This window comes from Echinicola rosea (assembly GCF_005281475.1).
Lineage (GTDB): Bacteria > Bacteroidota > Bacteroidia > Cytophagales > Cyclobacteriaceae > Echinicola > Echinicola rosea.
This window is the reverse complement of record NZ_CP040106.1, coordinates 87,813-104,943: the sequence shown is the minus strand read 5'-3', so window position 1 is coordinate 104,943 and position 17,131 is coordinate 87,813. Positions and strand designations below refer to the sequence as shown.

The following is a 17,131-nucleotide window of genomic DNA, read 5'->3' as shown; positions in this document are numbered from 1 at the left end:
AAGTTGTTATTGGCCAGCTATTGGGTGAATGCGTATGGAAAAGTTAACCGAAAACGAGTTGAATGCTTTGGTGTCATTATTGGATGATACCGACCGAGAAGTCAAAGATCATGTAAGAGACAAGATCATTTCTTTGGGCAATAATGTCATTCCTTTTTTGGAAAAGAAATGGGAGAGCAGTTTTAACCCTGATGTTCAGAAGGAGATTGAGGAGCTGGTGCATCAGCTTCAGTTTGACTTGCTGAAGGAAAGGCTCGAACAGTGGAAGGCCGGCGGCGGAAAGGATCTGCTGAAAGGATTATGGATTATCAATACATACCAATATCCCGACTTGGAGTTTGAAACGCTTAATGCAGAGATGAACCAAATCTACTTTGAGGTATGGACAGGGTTTAATTCTGACGTGTCTCCCTATGATCAAATCCGTCTGATCAATAGTATTCTTTTCAGTCAATTGCGGTTTTCTGCCAATACAAAAAACTTTCATTCCCCTGGAAACAGTATGATCAGCAACGTGCTGGACACCCGAAGGGGCAATCCGATCAGCTTGTGTTCGGTTTATTATTTGGTGGCCCAAAAGCTGGGGTTGCCGGTTTATGGGGTGAATTTGCCCAATCTATTCGTCCTGACTTATAAGGCTCCAGATGCGGCGATATACATCAATGCGTTTAACAAAGGCTTGATCTTTAGTAGGCAGGATGTCAATAATTATTTGGAACACCTGAAAATTTCTCCGAAGGATGAATTTTTTGAACCATGTACCCATTTGGATATAGCAAAGCGTACCTTACGGAATTTGATTGTGGCTTTTGACAAGCTGGGAGAGCCGGAAAAAGTGGACGAAATCCGTCAGTTGCTCCTGATTTTGGAACCACCGGTTATTTAATGGACTGAATATTGCAGCCTACAGGCCTGAAGTAACTCAGGGTAGGGTGTTTTCCTTTGCTGATATGTGATAGGGCATCATTTAAGTACGTTTTGGTAACTGCCTGCGGAAGTTGGGCATTGTTATCAATTGCTCCATGATAAACCACCCCAAAGCCAGTCGGGCTAGGGGTAAGCACGAAGGCTTCTGGAAACTTCTGGGCACCCAAGGCATTGGTGACGGTACGTTTGCTGTCGTCAAGGTAGGGGAAATCCAACTTCTTGGAAGTTATTTTCTCTTGAATCGCTTTTTGACTTTCCTCTTCATTAGACCCCGTAAGGGGATTGATCAAGGCGAAAATGACCCCCTGTGGACCGAATTTATGTTGAAGTGCAATCACCCTGTCTTCATAAAGTCGGACAAAAGGACAGCCATTGGACACAAAAACCAAGACTATAGCAGGGGCGTCCTGATGGTCGCTTAGGGTAAAGGTGCCTTTGGATACCATGTCCTGCAATTGAAAATCATCAATTTCCTGCGCAGTGGTGTTTGTAAAGGTCATAACAGCCAAGATAGGCGGTAAAATAAATCTCCACATGATCATGGTAAGAATAATGGGTATAGTGTACAACAAAAATCAGGCTAAACTGTGGTGATATTTACCAAATAGTGTAGGTCATGATCATATCACCCACTCTTTCTACCTTCACGGTGTAATAATGGTCAGCAAAATCGGTGTTGTGGATTTTGCCCTTAATGACCTTGTCTGATGAAGAGAAGGGGGAAAGAAGAATGTGCTGCCTCAGGCTTATGCCCTTTCTGCCCTGACATTTGAAAATGGACTCCTTGGCGGACCAAGCAATGGTGTAGAGAATGGGGTCATTGTTTAAAAATTCGATTTCTGAGGGATCGAGGAATTTTGGTCCGAGTCTCACGACTTTTTCCTTTACATAATCAATGTCGATGCCCACGGGCATTTCTTTGTGGAATATGGCGGCGGCGAGCCCCTTGGTATGTGTCAGGGAGACGTTGCCATAGCCATCCATGGGATAGGATTTCCCGTGCTCATCTTTATAAAAACCAGGATAGGCCATGTTGATGACGTCAAGGGCGGATTTAATGGCGAGTCGTGCCCCTTTCCATTCTTTTCGTTTTTCTGGATGGCTGATATTGGCAAAGGACAGTTTTTCGCGGAAGCTCAGAAAATCAACAGGTTTGTTTTCCTGTTCTTCAATATTCTTGATGGCCAAAGCAGATAAAGGACTTATTTTTTCTATTTTTGCTTGCATATAGCTTAGCGCGGAATTGAAAGAATTTAAATGCAATATATGTCAAAAATTCAAGTAAATAAACTTTATACACTGACAGGACACAATGATAGCATATTTGCCTTGGTAGAAGGGAATGATCCGCAGTTTTTTTTTACAGGTGCCGGAGACGGCATGGTAGTGAAGTGGGATTTGGCACATCCAAAGGACGGGAAACTAATCGCAAAATTGCCCAACTCGGTTTATGCCCTTGAGGTCGATGCCAGTCGCAACCTGCTTTTTATCGGACATAATTTTGAGGGGATTCATGTGATCGATCTGAATACCAATAAAGAAATTTGGTCGTTAAAAATTACAGATGCCGCCATCTTTGACATCAAATCACATGAAGGACGACTCTATGTGGGTACCGGAGATGGTGTGATCACCGTGCTGGATATTGAAGAGCGGTCTTTGCTAAAGCATATCAAGCTGGGAGATGAAAATATCCGGGTTTTGGATGTGCATGCCGCTAAAGGCCATTTGGCCGTAGGGGCGAGTGACCATACGGTGAAAATACTGGATCTGAAAACCTATGCACCGGTGAGCAAGATGGAGGGACATACCAATTCTGTTTTTGCCCTAAGGTATTCTCCTGACGGGAATTTGCTGATCAGTGGAGGACGGGACGCCCACCTCAAAATCTGGGATGCTAAGGAGTATCAGCCTGTGGAGGATATCGTCGCACACATGTATGCGATCAATTACTTGGCCTTTCGAGAAGATGGCAAATATTTTGTAACTTGTAGTATGGACAAGTCCATAAAGCTCTGGGAGACGGAGACGTTTCATTTGCGGAAAGTGATTGATAAATCCCGACACGCTGGGCATGGGACATCCGTAAATAAGGTGATTTGGAGCCGATATAGCCAACAAGTAGTGGCTGTCAGCGATGATCGGACAGTCTCCATTTGGGACATTGCATTAGACGAACATTTATGAAGATTACACCATTAGAAATACGTCAGAAGACATTTGAAAAGAACTTCAGAGGCTTCGATAAGGATGAAGTGAGCTCCTTTTTGGTATCCCTTTCGCAAGAATGGGAACGAGAAATGGATGAAAAGCGTGAACTCCAAGTGAAGCTGGGACAAGTCGAAAAAGAATCAGCTAAGCTCCGCGAAGTGGAGGATTCGCTCTTCAGGACCCTTAAAGCAGCCGAAGATACAGGTGCCAATATGATCGAGCAGGCAAACAAAACTGCTGAATTGATCCTGAAAGAAGCCCAAATGAACGCTGATGCAATGATCTCGGAATCCAAGAATAAATCGAGAAGCATAATTGAAGAGGCGGAGAACCGGTCAAAGCGGATCATGGAGGACTTGAAAGCGGACGTCGGGGCTTTGGTAGAAAGTTATGAAGAGTTGCTGGCCCAGCGGGAGATTGTCATCCGCAACCTTAAAAATATGGCCAGTGACAGTCTTGAAAATGTAAAGCAGTCACAAGAGGATATCAAGCGGATTGACTTAGATGTACATACCAAGGCCGTGAAGGAACTGAGCCGGAAATCACCTCACTTTAAGTCGGATGATGCCATCAAGCAGCCCAAAGAAAAGTCCCATACATTTGTGATCGAGCCAAAAAAGGAGGGACCGCAAAATCAAGCAGCACAGGAAGCTCCCGCTGCACCGTCCGATGAAATCAAAGAGGATCCCCATGCTCCAGACCTGGAGGCTCCTGCGCTGGAAAAGCAATCCGGGCAAGGTTCCCAAAAGGAAGATCCTCATGCACCTAGCAGTAAACAAGACCCCAAGGCAAACCAACCTGGAGAGCGTGAGCCAACACCTGAGGAGAAGGACTTTTCAGAGACTAAAAATGGCTCAGAGGGAGAGGTTTCCCCGTCCGAAAAGAAAAAGGCATCAGGTTCATTTTTCGACCAGTTTGATTGATTATGGGTAAAGTATCACTCGAGGGAATTGAATTTCATGCCTTTCATGGTGTTTTTTCTGAAGAAAAGAAGCTGGGTAACCGGTTTACGGTGGATATTCATGTGGAGACCGATTTTAGGAAAGCTATGTTGGATGATGACCTGAATGAAACGGTGGATTATTCACGTATTTACCAAATCGCCAAATCCCATATGGAGGAACCAGTGAAGCTTTTGGAGCACCTGGGCCATTTGATGCTGCAGGATATCCTGAAAGTTTATCCAAAGCTGAAATCCATTGACATCATCATCAAAAAACATAACCCAGCCCTTGGGGGAGTGGTGAATTATTCCGTTGTGAAAGTTTCATATCCTGAAGATTATGAATAATAAGGCACGTGTATAAAAGAGCAGAAATCACCAAAACAAAGCAGGATTTTTGGACGGCATTTGGGCAGTACATGAAGCCAGTACCTTCCGCAGAAGGAGGTCGGGTGAACTGGCAAAATTACAAGACCCATGTGCCACAAGTGTTTTTTCGCATGAAGGCCGAACGCGGATTTGCGGCCATCGGCATTGAGATCAATTTTAAGGACCTCGATTTACAGGAGCTTGTTTTTGAGCAGTTTGAGACATTTAAAAAAATGCTACACGGCATTTTGGAAGAAGAATGGGACTGGCAGCTCCATACTTATGATAATTACGGAAAGACCACCTCCAAGATTGAAAAAAAACTGGATGGCGTAAATGTCATGAACCAAGATGACTGGCCTGCGATAATTTCTTTCCTAAAACCTAGGATCATCGCGCTAGATGAATTTTGGAGCAATGTAAAGCCAGCGTTTGAGGATTTTTTATAGTGGATTCTTCATGGGATTCACGTTTGAGCGTAGGTTTTTGTTCTGATGGAAGGAGGTAGTTTAAAAATCCGAATGTTGGTATTCAAATGTCTCTATGGAAGACTCCCCGTTGTGTTCCATGGCTAGTTTCAAGGTCATGGTATTTCCATTTCGCTGAACAGTCAGGCCACTGAAATATGCTGTTTGCTCTTCAGTTTTGATAAAGCGGAAGTTGATCCATTTGTCTTTTTCTTCCCAAGGAGAGAAATCGTCGCTAAAGTGTTTGACCTTAAGGTGAAGCTGCCCGTTTTTTTCATAAATTGCCATAAATTCAGAGAAAATCAGTTTGCCATTCTGGGTGAAACGAAAAATCCCAACCATGCTGTCACCTTCTGGTGGTAGCCATAATTCTTCACAATCGCCCCCAAACCCTGGCCCTTTCCAGTAACCAGCCATCCAAGCGAGATCCTGCACCTTTCCATTCGCAGCAGGTTTGCCCTGCTCAAGGTGCAGTACTTCTTGTGCCATTGTCGGAAAACCTGTCCCAATGACAAACCATAAGATCAGCAGGCTCTTTTTCATACGGATCGGACAATATTTTATTCTGTTATATCATGTCTTTTAGGGATGTCAGGGTTCTCAAACGTAAAGCCCCTGGCATCATTCCCTTCATAAAAATCCACCTGCATGCCCATCAAGAACATGACATGGCGCTTTTCGATCAATACAGGAATTCCTCCCGATTCAAACTGCTGATCACCTTCTTTAAGCTTGTCAAAGCCCAGTGCATATGACATTCCACCACATCCGCCGCCTTTTACGCCTACCCGTAGGGAATAGTCGGCAGGAATGTTTTTGTGCTCCATGATATTTTTTATCTCTTCCTGAGCTTTTTCTGTAATGGTAATTGGAATTAGCATGACTTATTAATGTTCCGGACAATTGGATAGTTCAAAATTAATGACAAATAATCAACTTGTCTTTGAAATATTTTAGATATTCGGGAATTAATCAAAAATAGTAAATGGAGTACATAGTTGAACTGTTAAAGATTATTTTGCCTTCAGGGCTTGTAATTTATGGGATGTACCTGGTCGTGGTCTCCTTTCTTTCCAAAGACCGGGAGTCCAAGTTAGTCGAGCTGAAAACCAAAAACACCCAAGTCATCATGCCGATCAGGTTGCAGGCTGGAGAGCGGCTTTGTCTTTTGCTGGAGCGACTTACGCCCAATAATTTGGTAAGAAGAGTGAATGACCAGTCTTATTCGGCAAGGGAACTTCATGGACTGTTGTTGAAAGAGATAAGGGAAGAGTATAATCATAACCTTTCTCAGCAGGTCTATTTCTCAGACGATACCTGGGAGAGTGTGAAAAGTGCTGTGGAAGGTGTGATTACCTTGGTGAATTCTTCCATGCAGGATGTGAATCCTGATGATAAAGGGATGGATTTGGCCAAACGGATTTTCCAACGCGCTCTGGATCAAAAGAATGACGGCATATCTTTTGCATTAAAGAAAGTGAAATCTGAAATTAGAATATACTTTTAAGCGACGATGAACATGGCATACAGCAACAATGAACAAGGAAATTTGCTTGGTAAGGCAAAAAGAATGTATGAAAAGAAGGCGGAGGGAATCGCCCAAAGCAAGGAAAAGCTACACCAGCTGCTTGAACGGGTTACCGAAAAACTCCACCAAGTCGCTGACAACCCTACTGTTCAGGAATCTCGCTATTACTTGGAAACGTTGATCCGGATGGTGAAGGCTTATTATAAGAATGAATATCGCGCATTCTCCACCAAGACCTTAGTCCTTGTGGTATTGGGCTTACTTTATTTTGTTATGCCATTGGATTTTATTCCGGATTTTATCGCCGGATTGGGTTTTGTAGATGACCTTTCGGTGCTGCTGGCCGTTTTCAAGAGCATGCAAAGTGATGTAGAGGATTTTTTGGAATGGGAGCGAACTAAGGCCTAATGGTGCTTGTTGATAGCACAAAAACAGCGGAATTTTATGACAGTCGTTACTTCTAAGATCACCAAAGACCTGATCGAACAATCCTTGGATTATGCCCAGTACCGTGCACTTATTGACCAGTTGCTGAAAGAAAACAAGACCACGGGAACCAACCATTCCGAAGCGATGATGGACTATACCCGGATGAATGTCCAACGGATGAAGCGTTGGGATAAAACCTCCATTGTAAGCGAAGAGGCGTCAGCAATAGTGAAAAAGTTGGAACGCAAGCAAGTATGGTTAGTGCTTACTGAAGCGTGGTGTGGAGATGCTGCGCAGAATATTTCGTATATTGAAAAATTAGCGGCTTTTAACGATAACGTGAAGGTGCGTTATATTTTGAGGGATGAAAACTTGGCCGTGATGGATGAGTTTCTGACCAATGGAGGGCGTTCTATTCCCAAATTGATTGCATTGGACGAAGAAACGTTGGATGTGTTGTTCACCTGGGGACCACGACCTCGTCCATTGCAAGAAATGTTAGTGGCTTACAAGGAAGACCCCAAGGGTGTTTCGTCAGAAGAGTTTAAAAAAAACATTCATCTTTGGTATGCCAAAGATAAAAACAGCACTTTGGAATCGGAGTTTAAAGCGCTATTGACCCAATAAATGATTTGATATGAAAACCATTGCCATCGTTTCGGGAGCATCTGGTCTGATAGGGGTGCAGCTTTTACACCAGCTGTTTCAAGCACCGCAATACGATCATGTGGTTACTGTTTCTCGACGGGAGTTGGCCATTAAACATCACAAGCTTATTCAAGTGGTGGTGGATTACGATCATTTAGACCAGTTAAGCTTGCTGGATGCCTTTCGTAGAGAAGATATCGGAGGTGATAACCACGGGCTTATCCAAGCTTTTAAAGATAAAAAAGTGACTATCCACGCTTTTTGTGCGTTGGGAACGACTATCAAAAAAGCCAAGTCCAAGGAGAACTTTTATAAGATTGACCATGATTTTGTGATCAGTTTTGCAAAATGGACACGCCAGTGGGGAGCTAGCAAATTTCTATATGTAAGTTCACTTGGGGCAGATCAGCGATCTTCGGTATTTTACTCCAAAGTAAAAGGTGAAGTGGAGGAAGATCTTAAATTGATTCCTTTCAGTTATTTGGGGATATTCAGGCCATCTATATTGCTTGGTGACCGAAAAGAAACCCGTGTCGGCGAAAGTCTGGGTAAATTGGCTGCCAAGGCCATTACCTCAGTTGGGCTGTTTAAGAAGTATAAGCCTATCTATGACCATCAAGTGGCCAAGGCGATGCTGCACCAAGCGCTCAATGATGAACTGGAAATGGTGAAAATCATTGAATCCAAGGAAATGCAGATTTTTGAATGAGGAGTTTTCATTCTAAAGTGGCTGCTTCTGATTAATTTATTTTTTGATCTGATGCAGTGTTTTTTAGCCATCTCCAAGAAGCCAAAACGACTGTTACAGTATAGCAGCAGTAGATCACTAGCCAATTCCAAGGAGCATATTCGGGATACCATGTCGTCCAAGTTTCGAAATCAGTGCCCCCATCGGGAATGGAGCCAAGTAACCTCATGGCAGGGACACTGATGGCCAGCAAAATCCCCATCTGTAAGGCGGTCAATTCCAAATTCCGTAGTAATAGAAGCATCACAAAGGGACTGCCCAAAAACGCTATTCTGGTAAAATCACCTCCTGCAAAAAGACTGAAAAATGCATATGTAAGGGCAAGAGGGACCATCCACTGCTGATGCGACAGGATAGGACTTGGCCTGAATGAATAATTGCGGATCGAAGCCCATAAAAATCCTCCATAAGCCAACGTGATGGCACATACCCAGCGAAAAAAGAGATCAGGGTGTCCAAGTAATCCTAGTGTGTTATAGAAAAGGTTTACCGCTCCGTTCTTCCCAACATTGGCCGGAGGAAAATAATGCCCCGTTATTTTCAGCGTGAGTAAGCTGATCAAAAAAGCAGCTAAAATTGCAATGGGGGCTTTTTTGTCATGACGTCGCCATAGCGAAATTCCCGGATAAATCGCGAGCACCAGCAGCAGCGGCAGCAGGGATTCTTTTTGAATGGTCATCAATGGTGTGGCCAGCAATAGGAATCCCCATTTTCTTGCGATCAAGCAATAGGCCAAGAATAGCTGGAAAAAATAAATAGGAACATCCACGGTGATGGGATCGGAGAGATTTCCCTTTAACACTCCTACCCAGTGAAAAGTGATCCAAAACCATCCAACCCATGTCTTGATACGGTTTAATCCTACTTTTTTGGAGACCAAAAACCAAAGCGGAACCCAAGCCAAAGAAAACAACAGGTTGACTGCCTTGAAATTTTCGGTAATGTCTCCGAATGGCAAATGGGCAGCGAGCCAAGGCACTAAAATACGGACGCTGAAGGGGTAGTTTACTCGGTAGTATTCTGTTTTTCCCGAAAAATATCCATATGCTTTTTCGTATTGATTGGCATCAAAAAGAAGGTTGAAGTGATGCTGGAGGGGAGGCTGCAGTCCGTTGAAGAGCACAAATCCACCCATTGTAAGGGCCATTGCCAAAATGACATCGCTAAAACTGTATATCTTGCCTGATTTCAATTATCTTCAAATTTTATTTAACACAGCAATACAATGATAGCAGTTATTCAGCGAGTTTCTGAATCTTCGGTTAAAATTGACGGGAAGATAAAAGGGCAGATCGGTAAGGGAATGATGGTGCTCTTAGGAATCGAGGATGCCGATGGTGAGGAGGATATTGCTTGGCTGAGCAGGAAGATGGTCCATCTCCGGATTTTTAGTGATGAGGCGGGAGTTATGAACAAGAGCCTGTTAGAGGTAGGAGGAGATATTCTGCTGATTAGCCAATTTACCCTGCATGCCAGTACCAAAAAAGGCAACCGCCCTTCTTATATCAAAGCTGCGAAGCCGGATGTGGCCATCCCACTGTATGAGCAGTTTATTGCTACCGTCGAGAAGGATCTTGGAAAATCCATTCAGACAGGTGAGTTTGGGGCGGACATGAAAGTGGCCTTGATCAACGATGGTCCTGTGACCATTACGATTGATACAAAAAACAAAGTGTAGCGATGTTGAGAAGGCCAAAAAACAGAAGCAACCAAACCAATAAATGACACAGGATATATTTCTTTCCATAGATGATGCCAAGGTGAAATACTTGGATCGAACCATATTTCAGCAGTTGGACTTCTCCATGAGCACAGGAGAACACTGGGCCATTTTAAGTGCCTCTGGATCGGAAAAGACAGCTTTTCTTGATACGATTCTGGGAAAAACCATCTTGTCGGCAGGAAGAGTAACGAGGGATTTTGCGGTGGATTATCAGCTAGAGATGACTGCTGCTGGAAAAATCAACAGCTTTCGGGATCTGATCGCTGTAGTTTCCCAAAAATACACCTTTACCAACAAATCCAACCTCCAGAATTTCTACTATCAGCAGCGGTTCAATTCTTCTGAATCGGAAGAAGCGGCCACGGTGAGGGAAGAGCTTTTAGGGGTGGAAGCAAAGCAAAGTGGTCCCTGGAATGTAGATAATGTGATGGAGCTGCTTGAGCTTGAGGAGCTCAAGGAAAAGTCATTGATAAAACTATCCAATGGTGAATCCAGAAGGTTGGCGATTGCCTGTGCCCTCCTTCGCAACCCTCTGTTGTTTCTGATGGACCAGCCGATGACAGGATTGGATGTGGCTATGCGGGCTCACTTTGGGAAGGTGCTGAAAGCAATTACCGCATCTGGTATTCAGGTGATCATGACCACCTCTCCAGATGAAATTCCAGAAGCCATTACCCATGTGGCCATTTTGGACGGAGGGAAGGTCACTGACGTAGCCAAACGAGAGGATTTTCAACAAGTGGACTTGGTCAATCATGCTGCTTTGAGCCAGTTTGACCATATGAAACTGGATGAGCTGATTCAACAAAAGCCGGTGGTGAAGTTTGAAACCCTCATCCAGATGAACCATGTCCACATCCAGTACAATGGAAAAGTGATCCTTGACGATGTCAGTTGGCAGGTAAAGCAGGGCGATTGCTGGGTACTTCGAGGCCATAATGGCGCGGGAAAATCTACTTTGCTTAGCCTGATCAATGGTGAAAACCCGCAGGCCTATGCAAATGACTTGGTGCTTTTTGATCGCAAGAGGGGAACCGGAGAGACCATTTGGGACATCAAGCGCCCCATCGGTTTTGTGTCTCCCGAATTGGCCAGGTACTTTCCGGCCAATCAAACCTGTCTAAAAGTAGTGCTATCAGGACTTTTTGATACAATAGGCCTGTTTAAGAAAGTGACCGCAGAGCAGGAAAAGCAGGCAATGGATTGGCTGCGGTTATTTAGGATCGAACATGTTGCCCAGATGAGGTTGACCCAGATACCACTCGAAAACCAACGCTTCTGCTTGCTTGCCAGGGCCATGATCAAGTCACCGGCGTTGTTGGTATTGGATGAAGCAGCTCAGGGTATGGATGATGAGCAGCGACTGCTTTTTAGGGAAACGGTCGCCCATATTGGCAGCCATCCAGATGTGTCGATGATCTACGTCAGTCATTATGATCAGGATATTCCCAAAGTAGTAGATCATGAACTGGTATTGGATGAGGGAAAAGTAGTTAAGAATGTTTAAACGTTGAAATGTTTGAAGGTTGGAATGCGCTAAGGTAGTAACGCCCACCTAAGTTAAAAAAACACTATAATCAATAACTCGCCATGACAATAGAAGAGGCACAAAAACAAGTAGATCATTGGATTAAGACAGTTGGTGTCCGTTATTTTAACGAGCTCACAAATATGGCCATTTTAACAGAGGAAGTGGGAGAGGTAGCGAGGATTATCGCCAGAAAATATGGAGAGCAGTCGTATAAAGAAAGTGATAAAGATAACGATTTGGGCGATGAAATGGCCGATGTGCTCTGGGTGCTAATGTGCCTTGCCAACCAAACGGGCGTGGACCTTACCAAGGCATTGGAAAAGAATTTCGAAAAGAAAAACATCCGTGACAAAGATCGGCACAAGAACAATGAAAAGCTGAAGGGATAATAGTGTTAAGCCCGAATTTTTAAGCGTAGGGAATAAGACGTTGGAAATTTGATTCATTTTATGTTTAAGAATCCAGAGAAATGTGCGTCAGGAATAGCTGAAGCGAAAGTCAACTGCCCACTACCAACTGTCGGTTGCAAATTGCTCCTGCCCAACACATCTACCTCATCTTCCCACCACTGCACAGATGGCTTGCCCACCAAAACCCAGTGCTGTAATCAAGATATTGTTCATGACAGACGGAGGAGTGGACTCCTGTTGAATATAGGAAGGAAGCTTTGGTATGGTTTGGCTTTGAAGGATGGCAATGGCCAGGTCCATATTGGCTGCTAGGCTAGCTCCCAGGGAATGGCCAATCTTCCACTTATTTGACAGGGTAAAGGGAACTTGGCCGAATATCCGTTCATAAGCCGTTTTTTCCGCCAAATCACCCAGCTTTGTCCCCGGGAAATGTCCGATGATCAGGTCGATTTTATCCATCGGAAATTCCCCAAAGACGGTATTGGCGGCCGAAACGATACAATCGCCCGTTTGGGAAAGCTCTGTGCTATGGTTGATTTTTTCCATTGCAGATCCTACTCCTTTGAGGTAGGCCACACCTCGGGAATTGTTTTTCTCCAATCGGAAAGCATATGCCCCTTCCCCAAGCACCATGGAATTGTTTGCTTTTTGGAAATCCATGGACTGGCATGGGTAGGTCATGGCTTTATCTTGGGCGTAAATACGGATTGCTTTCATCTGGTCAATGGTCAAAGGTGCCGTAGGACACTCTACCGCCGCTGCGATAAAGGTGTCAGCCATTCCGCTATTTAGCCAAGCAAAGGCATTTTGGAGGGTGAGCCCGAAGCTGCTGCAGGTGGAGGACTGAAAGAACAATGGAGCGTCTGCTTCATGCAACAAGGCAGGCCAACTGCTGGGAAAACCCAAGGTGGAATGGGGTGAAGTCCAAACCGGCAGGCTGTGGTGGTCTGTTTGCATCTGGCTAAGAAAATCAATGCTCCCCCTCGAAGTAGCGGCATTGATCAGTTGCTTATCTTTGGGTTGGAGGCGCATATGATGGATTAAATATGAAAGCAGCTTGGCCTCCTCCGGAAAGCGCTCAGGCTTGTGGCCGAGGTTGCTTATGTAGCTATTGATATCCCGCCAGATTTCATCTGGAATGCTGCCTTTCCAATCGCCCCGTTCATTTTGATCGAGTGCGTGATGGGAAGAAGCGTATCGGTCATTTTCTTCAGAAGCATGGAATCCCAGTGGATTGATGCCCATGGCCTTGGTGATGCTGATATGACTATAACCCATGTGAATGTTCGGTTTTAGGAGTTAGTCCAAAGGATTTAATAAGGGGAGTCCGCTTTGTTGGTGGTCCCATTCAGGCATGCGGAATTGTGCAACGGGAGTAAAACGACGGAGAATAGCACTTTCGGATGAGGCATTTTCTGCCCCGTTCCAAATGATGGTGAAATCTTCAATACCTGCCTCTTTTAGTGTCTGCAAGGTGAGAAGGCTATGGTTTATGCTGCCTAAATAATGCCGTATGACGACTACTGGGTGAAGACGGCTAGCAATCAGGAAATCCAAAAAAGTCTCTTCGTCATTCAGTGGAACCATCAGTCCGCCAGCTCCCTCGATGCAACATCTAGGATGGTCTGGGATCAGCTGTTTGGTCAACTGGATGGTGGTACTTTCTATTTTGGCTGCTAAGTGTGGCGATTGTGGTGTTTTTAGCCGGTAGGCTTCTGGGAGTATGTCGGTTTCTGGGCTGTGTTGTTTTACGAACAAAGCATCCGACTGTTCCAAGTCCCCACACTGAACAGGTTTCCAGTATGCATGTCCAAAGGTCTTGCAGAGTGCTGCTGCGCAGACGGTCTTGCCGATGCCCGTGCCAATACCAGTAACAAAAACCTTGTCCTTCATTTTACGCATTGAGTATATTGATCAAGTTGGAAATTTCTTCTTTTGTATTGAAGGCATGCAAAACGATCCGTATCCTTTCTTCTCCTGTTTTTACGGTTGGAGAAAGAATGGGGTAGCAATTGATGCCTGATTTTTGCAGGAGATTTACCTTTGCTTTGAGGAGAGGTATGTTGTCGCATTGCCAATATTGTATGGGACTTTGGTTATTGGAAAAGCTAGGTGAACTGACAGGAGCAATATCCAGATACCTGTCGATAGCCTTCTCCAGTGCATCAAAATTGATTTTGGAAGCAAAGAGCTCCAATGCTGCACCGATACTGTGCAACTGGCCCAAAGACGGGGCGGTGGTATAGATGAATGATCTGCTGTAATTAACAAGATAGGACCTAAGATGATCACTTCCCAATACCATTGCACCATGTCCACCGGCAGCTTTTCCGAAGGTGATCACCCTGGCCAGTAAATTAGGATGATGGGCAAAACGATGGGAAGTCCCTTTGTTCTCTTTACCTACTGTACCAAGGGAATGTGCTTCATCGATGATCAGCGCTGCCCCGTATTTTTGACAAATCCCTAGCATTTGACCAATGTCGGGAATATCGCCATGCATGGAGAAAAGCCCTTCCGTCAGCACCATTAGCCTTTTGTCTTTTTTTTGGGCAAGAAATGTCAATTTCTTTTCCAGATCCTTGAGGTCATTGTGCTTAAAGGCCGTCTTCTGGCCAAAGCCAAGCCGCATGCCTTCCTTGATACTGGCGTGAACGTGTTCGTCGAAAATAAATAGGCTATCCTTTTCTCCCAACGAAGAGAGCAGTCCAGTATTTGCCATATAGCCTGAATTGTACAGCAAAGCAGCAGGACTGTCCATGAAACTGGCAAAGTCTCTTTCTAGTTTTTCCATTTCTGGATGATTTCCGCTGATCAGCCTAGAGCCTGTGGCTCCCGTCCAGTGCGAAGCGAGTTGGGAAGTGAGCTGCGCCAAAAATCCTTTTGTAGCGTAGCCCAGGTAGTCATTGGAAAAGAAATCGGTATTTTCCCTAGGCACAGTTTTTAATGTCCTTAGCCGATTTTGAGCGGCGGCTTGGTCCAATTTGGCCCGGATAAATTGGTGGTGCTTTTCCATGGGGCACAAAGGTAAATTGAAAAGAGGCAAGGAGCAAGGAGCAAGGAGCTAGTATTGAGACAAGAGTCTTGAGTCTTGAGACAAAATGAGCGTTACAATTATCCCTAGCTCAGGTATTCTTCGTTTTCCTGATTTGAAATCCTTAATTTTGGAGCTTTTCTTCCTGTGACTCTAAACGACCTACAAGTCTTCCTTTACCAGTTCCTCTCCCTGGAGCTTGACGATAAAGTTAAATTTGTCCAAGGAAAGGCAAAAGTCAATGTCAGCTTCAATGTTATGGTTTTGGAGTCTTTTGGCGTGGGAAGCTTGGCTGAGAAAGTCTTTGAGGCCATCTTGATGCTGCTCATAAAGGGATTTCATGGCAATGGCTCCATCACAATCATAGCGAAAATGGTCAGTCAGCACGCTTACCAACGCACCAGCATACAAGGAATCTTCGAGGTTAAACATACCTTTCCAGCCGGCACAGTGGATGACGACATCCTTCCCTTGCTGGGTCAGGTATTCAGCGGTAGCCTTAAGGTTTAAAAAAGCACCAATCAACACTTCCGCAGCATCTTTTTTGGATTTTTCGATGGTGAGCGTACCGTTGGTGGTGGTGACGGCGATTTTTTCACCTTGGAAGGCATTGTTAAGGTAACTGAGGGGGGAGTTTCCCAATTCGAAACCTTCTGCCGTTTTGCCATTTCGCTCGCCAGCGATGATGTAGCCTTTGTCTTTCATGGCCCGGCAGGCTTCCAGCCCAGCAACGGGTGTGATGGATTTTACCTTGTTCGCCAATCCAGTGACCATGGTGGAGGTGGCGCGAAAAATATCCACTACTACCACGATTTTTCCTTTTAGATCATGGAGGTGGATCAACTCTGGGCTCAGGCAGATTTCGATTTTGTTCATTTTAGGAAGATGAGGCTGTCTCAAAATGAAATTCGTACCCACAAGCTTTCGGTATAGGCGATTGTAAGGGGAACGAAGGGATCTTGACATCTTTTGTCCCTTCACTATCCCTGCGGTCACATAGACGTAGGCTTTGAGACAGCCTTAGTTTGATTTATACTTTATTTTTTTAGCAGCGGGAGCTTTTCCACCACGGCTGCCAAGTTTTTGTTTCTAACAGTAATGGCAATTTCGGTACCCGGTTTGGCATATTCCTTTTCTACATAGCCCAGTCCAATGCCAATATTCATGCTGGGAGACATGGTGCCGGAGGTAACTTCTCCAATTTGCCTTCCTGCTTTGTTGACAATTGGATAGTGGGCTCTTGGGATACCTTTATCTTTAAACTTGAAGCCCACCAGCTTTTTGCTGATACCTTCTTCCTTTTGCTTTTGCAGGTTTTCACTATTGATGAAATCCTTCGTGAATTTAGTGATCCAGCCTAGTCCGGCTTCGAGAGGAGAGGTGGTATCATTTATGTCGTTACCGTACAGGCAATACCCCATCTCCATCCTCAAGGTGTCGCGGGCACCTAAACCAATCGGCTTAATGCCAGCGTCGGCTCCCGCTTCGAAGATGGCATTCCATACGTCCAGTGCATCTTCGTTTTTGACATATATTTCAAATCCGCCGGCACCGGTATAGCCTGTGCCCGAGATGATGACATCTTTCTTGCCCGCAAATTCACCCACGGTAAAGTGATAAAATTTTACCTCATCGAGGTTTACAGGGGTTACTTTTTGGAGTGTTTCCACCGCCTTTGGGCCTTGGACGGCAAATAGGGACATTTCGTCTGAGATGTTTTCCAGCTCAGCTCCCATTTCATTGTGTTTATTGATCCAGTCCCAGTCTTTTTCGATATTGGAAGCATTGACCACGAGCAGGTACTTTTCTTCATCCATTTTGTACACGAGCAGGTCATCAACGATTCCTCCTTTTTCGTTTGGAAGACAGGAGTATTGCGCTTGGCCAATGACCAGTTTGGCAGCATCATTGGAGGTGACTTTTTGGATCAGGGCCAAGGCCTGTGGTCCAGTGACCATAAACTCGCCCATGTGGGAAACATCAAAGACACCTACGCCATTACGCACGGTGTTGTGTTCTTCTTTGTCGGAAGAGTAGCGTACCGGCATATTATAACCTGCAAAAGGCACCATCTTTCCGCCCAATTCAATGTGCTTGTCGTTTAGCGCGATTTTTTTAATCGTATTATCCATATATCTGGGTTTAATTTCAGTTTTGGCAAAG

22 protein-coding genes are annotated in these 17,131 nt (G+C 44.8%); 12 read left to right on the top strand and 10 right to left on the bottom strand.

Features of this window, described 5'->3' with window-relative positions; all coding sequences use genetic code 11:
- Window positions 1-34: 34 nt before the first annotated feature.
- A complete protein-coding gene (locus tag FDP09_RS00535; RefSeq protein WP_137400805.1) occupies window positions 35-886 on the top strand; it encodes a transglutaminase-like domain-containing protein in 852 nt (283 codons plus the stop codon).
- Here the strand turns inward: FDP09_RS00535 and FDP09_RS00530 are convergent.
- A complete protein-coding gene (locus FDP09_RS00530; protein ID WP_187328764.1) occupies window positions 879-1,427 on the bottom strand; it encodes a redoxin domain-containing protein in 549 nt (182 codons plus the stop codon). The two genes, FDP09_RS00535 and FDP09_RS00530, sit on opposite strands and share 8 nt — an antisense overlap.
- A 97-nt stretch (window positions 1,428-1,524) precedes the next feature.
- Window positions 1,525-2,154 (bottom strand): 4'-phosphopantetheinyl transferase family protein, encoded by a 630-nt coding sequence (locus tag FDP09_RS00525; protein WP_137400803.1) that lies wholly within the window; start codon window positions 2,152-2,154, stop codon window positions 1,525-1,527.
- Between the two features lie 39 nt (window positions 2,155-2,193).
- Here FDP09_RS00525 and FDP09_RS00520 point away from each other — a divergent pair, with 39 nt between their 5' ends.
- From FDP09_RS00520 to FDP09_RS00505, 4 genes are read left to right on the top strand one after another with little or no spacing between them, the layout of a single operon-like run.
- A complete protein-coding gene (locus FDP09_RS00520) occupies window positions 2,194-3,114 on the top strand; it encodes a WD40 repeat domain-containing protein (RefSeq protein WP_137400802.1) in 921 nt (306 codons plus the stop codon).
- Complete coding sequence (locus FDP09_RS00515; protein ID WP_137400801.1) at window positions 3,111-4,061, top strand: DivIVA domain-containing protein; 951 nt, start codon at window positions 3,111-3,113, stop codon at window positions 4,059-4,061. The genes FDP09_RS00520 and FDP09_RS00515 overlap by 4 nt, the downstream gene beginning before the upstream one ends.
- A 2-nt stretch (window positions 4,062-4,063) precedes the next feature.
- On the top strand, window positions 4,064-4,429 hold the full coding sequence (gene folB, locus FDP09_RS00510; RefSeq protein WP_137400800.1) for a dihydroneopterin aldolase: 366 nt from the start codon (window positions 4,064-4,066) through the stop codon (window positions 4,427-4,429).
- A gap of 8 nt (window positions 4,430-4,437) precedes the next feature.
- Entirely contained in the window at window positions 4,438-4,899 is a 462-nt protein-coding gene (locus tag FDP09_RS00505; protein WP_137400799.1) for a DUF4268 domain-containing protein, read from the top strand.
- Between the two features lie 60 nt (window positions 4,900-4,959).
- On the opposite strand, the gene FDP09_RS00500 is transcribed toward FDP09_RS00505, so the two are convergent.
- Together FDP09_RS00500 and FDP09_RS00495 are read right to left on the bottom strand one after the other, a co-directional pair.
- A complete protein-coding gene (locus FDP09_RS00500; protein WP_137400798.1) occupies window positions 4,960-5,460 on the bottom strand; it encodes a DUF6265 family protein in 501 nt (166 codons plus the stop codon).
- A 17-nt stretch (window positions 5,461-5,477) separates the two neighbouring features.
- On the bottom strand, window positions 5,478-5,798 hold the full coding sequence (locus tag FDP09_RS00495; RefSeq protein WP_137400797.1) for a HesB/IscA family protein: 321 nt from the start codon (window positions 5,796-5,798) through the stop codon (window positions 5,478-5,480).
- A gap of 104 nt (window positions 5,799-5,902) precedes the next feature.
- Between FDP09_RS00495 and FDP09_RS00490 the strand changes: the two genes are divergently transcribed.
- The 4 genes from FDP09_RS00490 to FDP09_RS00475 are packed head-to-tail and all read left to right on the top strand — an operon-like array spanning window position 5,903 to window position 8,231.
- Window positions 5,903-6,424, top strand: coding sequence for a DUF7935 family protein (locus tag FDP09_RS00490; protein WP_137400796.1), 522 nt, complete (start codon window positions 5,903-5,905; stop codon window positions 6,422-6,424).
- Window positions 6,425-6,436: 12 nt separating this feature from the next.
- Entirely contained in the window at window positions 6,437-6,853 is a 417-nt protein-coding gene (locus FDP09_RS00485; protein WP_137400795.1) for a YkvA family protein, read from the top strand.
- A gap of 36 nt (window positions 6,854-6,889) precedes the next feature.
- A complete protein-coding gene (locus FDP09_RS00480; RefSeq protein WP_137400794.1) occupies window positions 6,890-7,501 on the top strand; it encodes a thioredoxin family protein in 612 nt (203 codons plus the stop codon).
- A 10-nt stretch (window positions 7,502-7,511) separates the two neighbouring features.
- Window positions 7,512-8,231: an NAD-dependent epimerase/dehydratase family protein gene (locus FDP09_RS00475; RefSeq protein ID WP_137400793.1), complete on the top strand. Its 720-nt coding sequence runs from the start codon at window positions 7,512-7,514 to the stop codon at window positions 8,229-8,231.
- Between the two features lie 31 nt (window positions 8,232-8,262).
- On the opposite strand, the gene FDP09_RS00470 is transcribed toward FDP09_RS00475, so the two are convergent.
- The gene (locus FDP09_RS00470) at window positions 8,263-9,462 is read right to left on the bottom strand and encodes a hypothetical protein (RefSeq protein WP_137400792.1); all 1,200 of its coding nucleotides are present in this window, start codon (window positions 9,460-9,462) and stop codon (window positions 8,263-8,265) included.
- A gap of 33 nt (window positions 9,463-9,495) precedes the next feature.
- On the opposite strand from FDP09_RS00470, the gene dtd reads away from it, so the two are divergent.
- The 3 genes from dtd to FDP09_RS00455 all read left to right on the top strand — a co-directional run bounded on the left by dtd (window position 9,496) and on the right by FDP09_RS00455 (window position 11,913).
- The gene (gene dtd / locus FDP09_RS00465) at window positions 9,496-9,948 is read left to right on the top strand and encodes a D-aminoacyl-tRNA deacylase (RefSeq protein WP_137400791.1); all 453 of its coding nucleotides are present in this window, start codon (window positions 9,496-9,498) and stop codon (window positions 9,946-9,948) included.
- A 43-nt stretch (window positions 9,949-9,991) separates the two neighbouring features.
- Entirely contained in the window at window positions 9,992-11,500 is a 1,509-nt protein-coding gene (locus FDP09_RS00460; protein ID WP_137400790.1) for an ATP-binding cassette domain-containing protein, read from the top strand.
- Window positions 11,501-11,583: 83 nt separating this feature from the next.
- Window positions 11,584-11,913 carry a nucleotide pyrophosphohydrolase gene (locus FDP09_RS00455; RefSeq protein WP_137400789.1) on the top strand — a complete coding sequence of 110 codons (330 nt, stop codon included), beginning with the start codon at window positions 11,584-11,586 and terminating at the stop codon, window positions 11,911-11,913.
- Between the two features lie 165 nt (window positions 11,914-12,078).
- Here the strand turns inward: FDP09_RS00455 and FDP09_RS00450 are convergent, their stop codons facing one another.
- The 5 genes from FDP09_RS00450 to gcvT all read right to left on the bottom strand — a co-directional run bounded on the left by FDP09_RS00450 (window position 12,079) and on the right by gcvT (window position 17,100).
- On the bottom strand, window positions 12,079-13,212 hold the full coding sequence (locus FDP09_RS00450) for a beta-ketoacyl synthase N-terminal-like domain-containing protein (protein ID WP_137400788.1): 1,134 nt from the start codon (window positions 13,210-13,212) through the stop codon (window positions 12,079-12,081).
- Window positions 13,213-13,233: 21 nt separating this feature from the next.
- Entirely contained in the window at window positions 13,234-13,827 is a 594-nt protein-coding gene (gene bioD, locus FDP09_RS00445; RefSeq protein ID WP_229683291.1) for a dethiobiotin synthase, read from the bottom strand.
- Window position 13,828: 1 nt separating this feature from the next.
- The gene (locus FDP09_RS00440) at window positions 13,829-14,950 is read right to left on the bottom strand and encodes an aminotransferase class I/II-fold pyridoxal phosphate-dependent enzyme (RefSeq protein ID WP_137400786.1); all 1,122 of its coding nucleotides are present in this window, start codon (window positions 14,948-14,950) and stop codon (window positions 13,829-13,831) included.
- A gap of 180 nt (window positions 14,951-15,130) precedes the next feature.
- Window positions 15,131-15,844 carry a 2-phosphosulfolactate phosphatase gene (locus FDP09_RS00435; RefSeq protein ID WP_137400785.1) on the bottom strand — a complete coding sequence of 238 codons (714 nt, stop codon included), beginning with the start codon at window positions 15,842-15,844 and terminating at the stop codon, window positions 15,131-15,133.
- Between the two features lie 161 nt (window positions 15,845-16,005).
- Window positions 16,006-17,100: a glycine cleavage system aminomethyltransferase GcvT gene (gene gcvT, locus FDP09_RS00430; protein WP_137400784.1), complete on the bottom strand. Its 1,095-nt coding sequence runs from the start codon at window positions 17,098-17,100 to the stop codon at window positions 16,006-16,008.
- Between the last annotated feature and the right edge of the window lie 31 nt (window positions 17,101-17,131).

Coding starts and splice junctions, on each gene's coding strand:
- FDP09_RS00535 (WP_137400805.1), top strand. CDS start 35: ATGGAAAAGTTAACCGAAAACGAGTTGAATGCTTTGGTGTCATTATTG.
- FDP09_RS00530 (WP_187328764.1), bottom strand. CDS start 1,427: ATGACCTTTACAAACACCACTGCGCAGGAAATTGATGATTTTCAATTG.
- FDP09_RS00525 (WP_137400803.1), bottom strand. CDS start 2,154: ATGCAAGCAAAAATAGAAAAAATAAGTCCTTTATCTGCTTTGGCCATC.
- FDP09_RS00520 (WP_137400802.1), top strand. CDS start 2,194: ATGTCAAAAATTCAAGTAAATAAACTTTATACACTGACAGGACACAAT.
- FDP09_RS00515 (WP_137400801.1), top strand. CDS start 3,111: ATGAAGATTACACCATTAGAAATACGTCAGAAGACATTTGAAAAGAAC.
- folB (WP_137400800.1), top strand. CDS start 4,064: ATGGGTAAAGTATCACTCGAGGGAATTGAATTTCATGCCTTTCATGGT.
- FDP09_RS00500 (WP_137400798.1), bottom strand. CDS start 5,460: ATGAAAAAGAGCCTGCTGATCTTATGGTTTGTCATTGGGACAGGTTTT.
- FDP09_RS00495 (WP_137400797.1), bottom strand. CDS start 5,798: ATGCTAATTCCAATTACCATTACAGAAAAAGCTCAGGAAGAGATAAAA.
- FDP09_RS00490 (WP_137400796.1), top strand. CDS start 5,903: ATGGAGTACATAGTTGAACTGTTAAAGATTATTTTGCCTTCAGGGCTT.
- FDP09_RS00485 (WP_137400795.1), top strand. CDS start 6,437: ATGGCATACAGCAACAATGAACAAGGAAATTTGCTTGGTAAGGCAAAA.
- FDP09_RS00480 (WP_137400794.1), top strand. CDS start 6,890: ATGACAGTCGTTACTTCTAAGATCACCAAAGACCTGATCGAACAATCC.
- FDP09_RS00475 (WP_137400793.1), top strand. CDS start 7,512: ATGAAAACCATTGCCATCGTTTCGGGAGCATCTGGTCTGATAGGGGTG.
- dtd (WP_137400791.1), top strand. CDS start 9,496: ATGATAGCAGTTATTCAGCGAGTTTCTGAATCTTCGGTTAAAATTGAC.
- FDP09_RS00460 (WP_137400790.1), top strand. CDS start 9,992: ATGACACAGGATATATTTCTTTCCATAGATGATGCCAAGGTGAAATAC.
- FDP09_RS00455 (WP_137400789.1), top strand. CDS start 11,584: ATGACAATAGAAGAGGCACAAAAACAAGTAGATCATTGGATTAAGACA.
- FDP09_RS00450 (WP_137400788.1), bottom strand. CDS start 13,212: ATGGGTTATAGTCATATCAGCATCACCAAGGCCATGGGCATCAATCCA.
- bioD (WP_229683291.1), bottom strand. CDS start 13,827: ATGAAGGACAAGGTTTTTGTTACTGGTATTGGCACGGGCATCGGCAAG.
- FDP09_RS00440 (WP_137400786.1), bottom strand. CDS start 14,950: ATGGAAAAGCACCACCAATTTATCCGGGCCAAATTGGACCAAGCCGCC.
- FDP09_RS00435 (WP_137400785.1), bottom strand. CDS start 15,844: ATGAACAAAATCGAAATCTGCCTGAGCCCAGAGTTGATCCACCTCCAT.
- gcvT (WP_137400784.1), bottom strand. CDS start 17,100: ATGGATAATACGATTAAAAAAATCGCGCTAAACGACAAGCACATTGAA.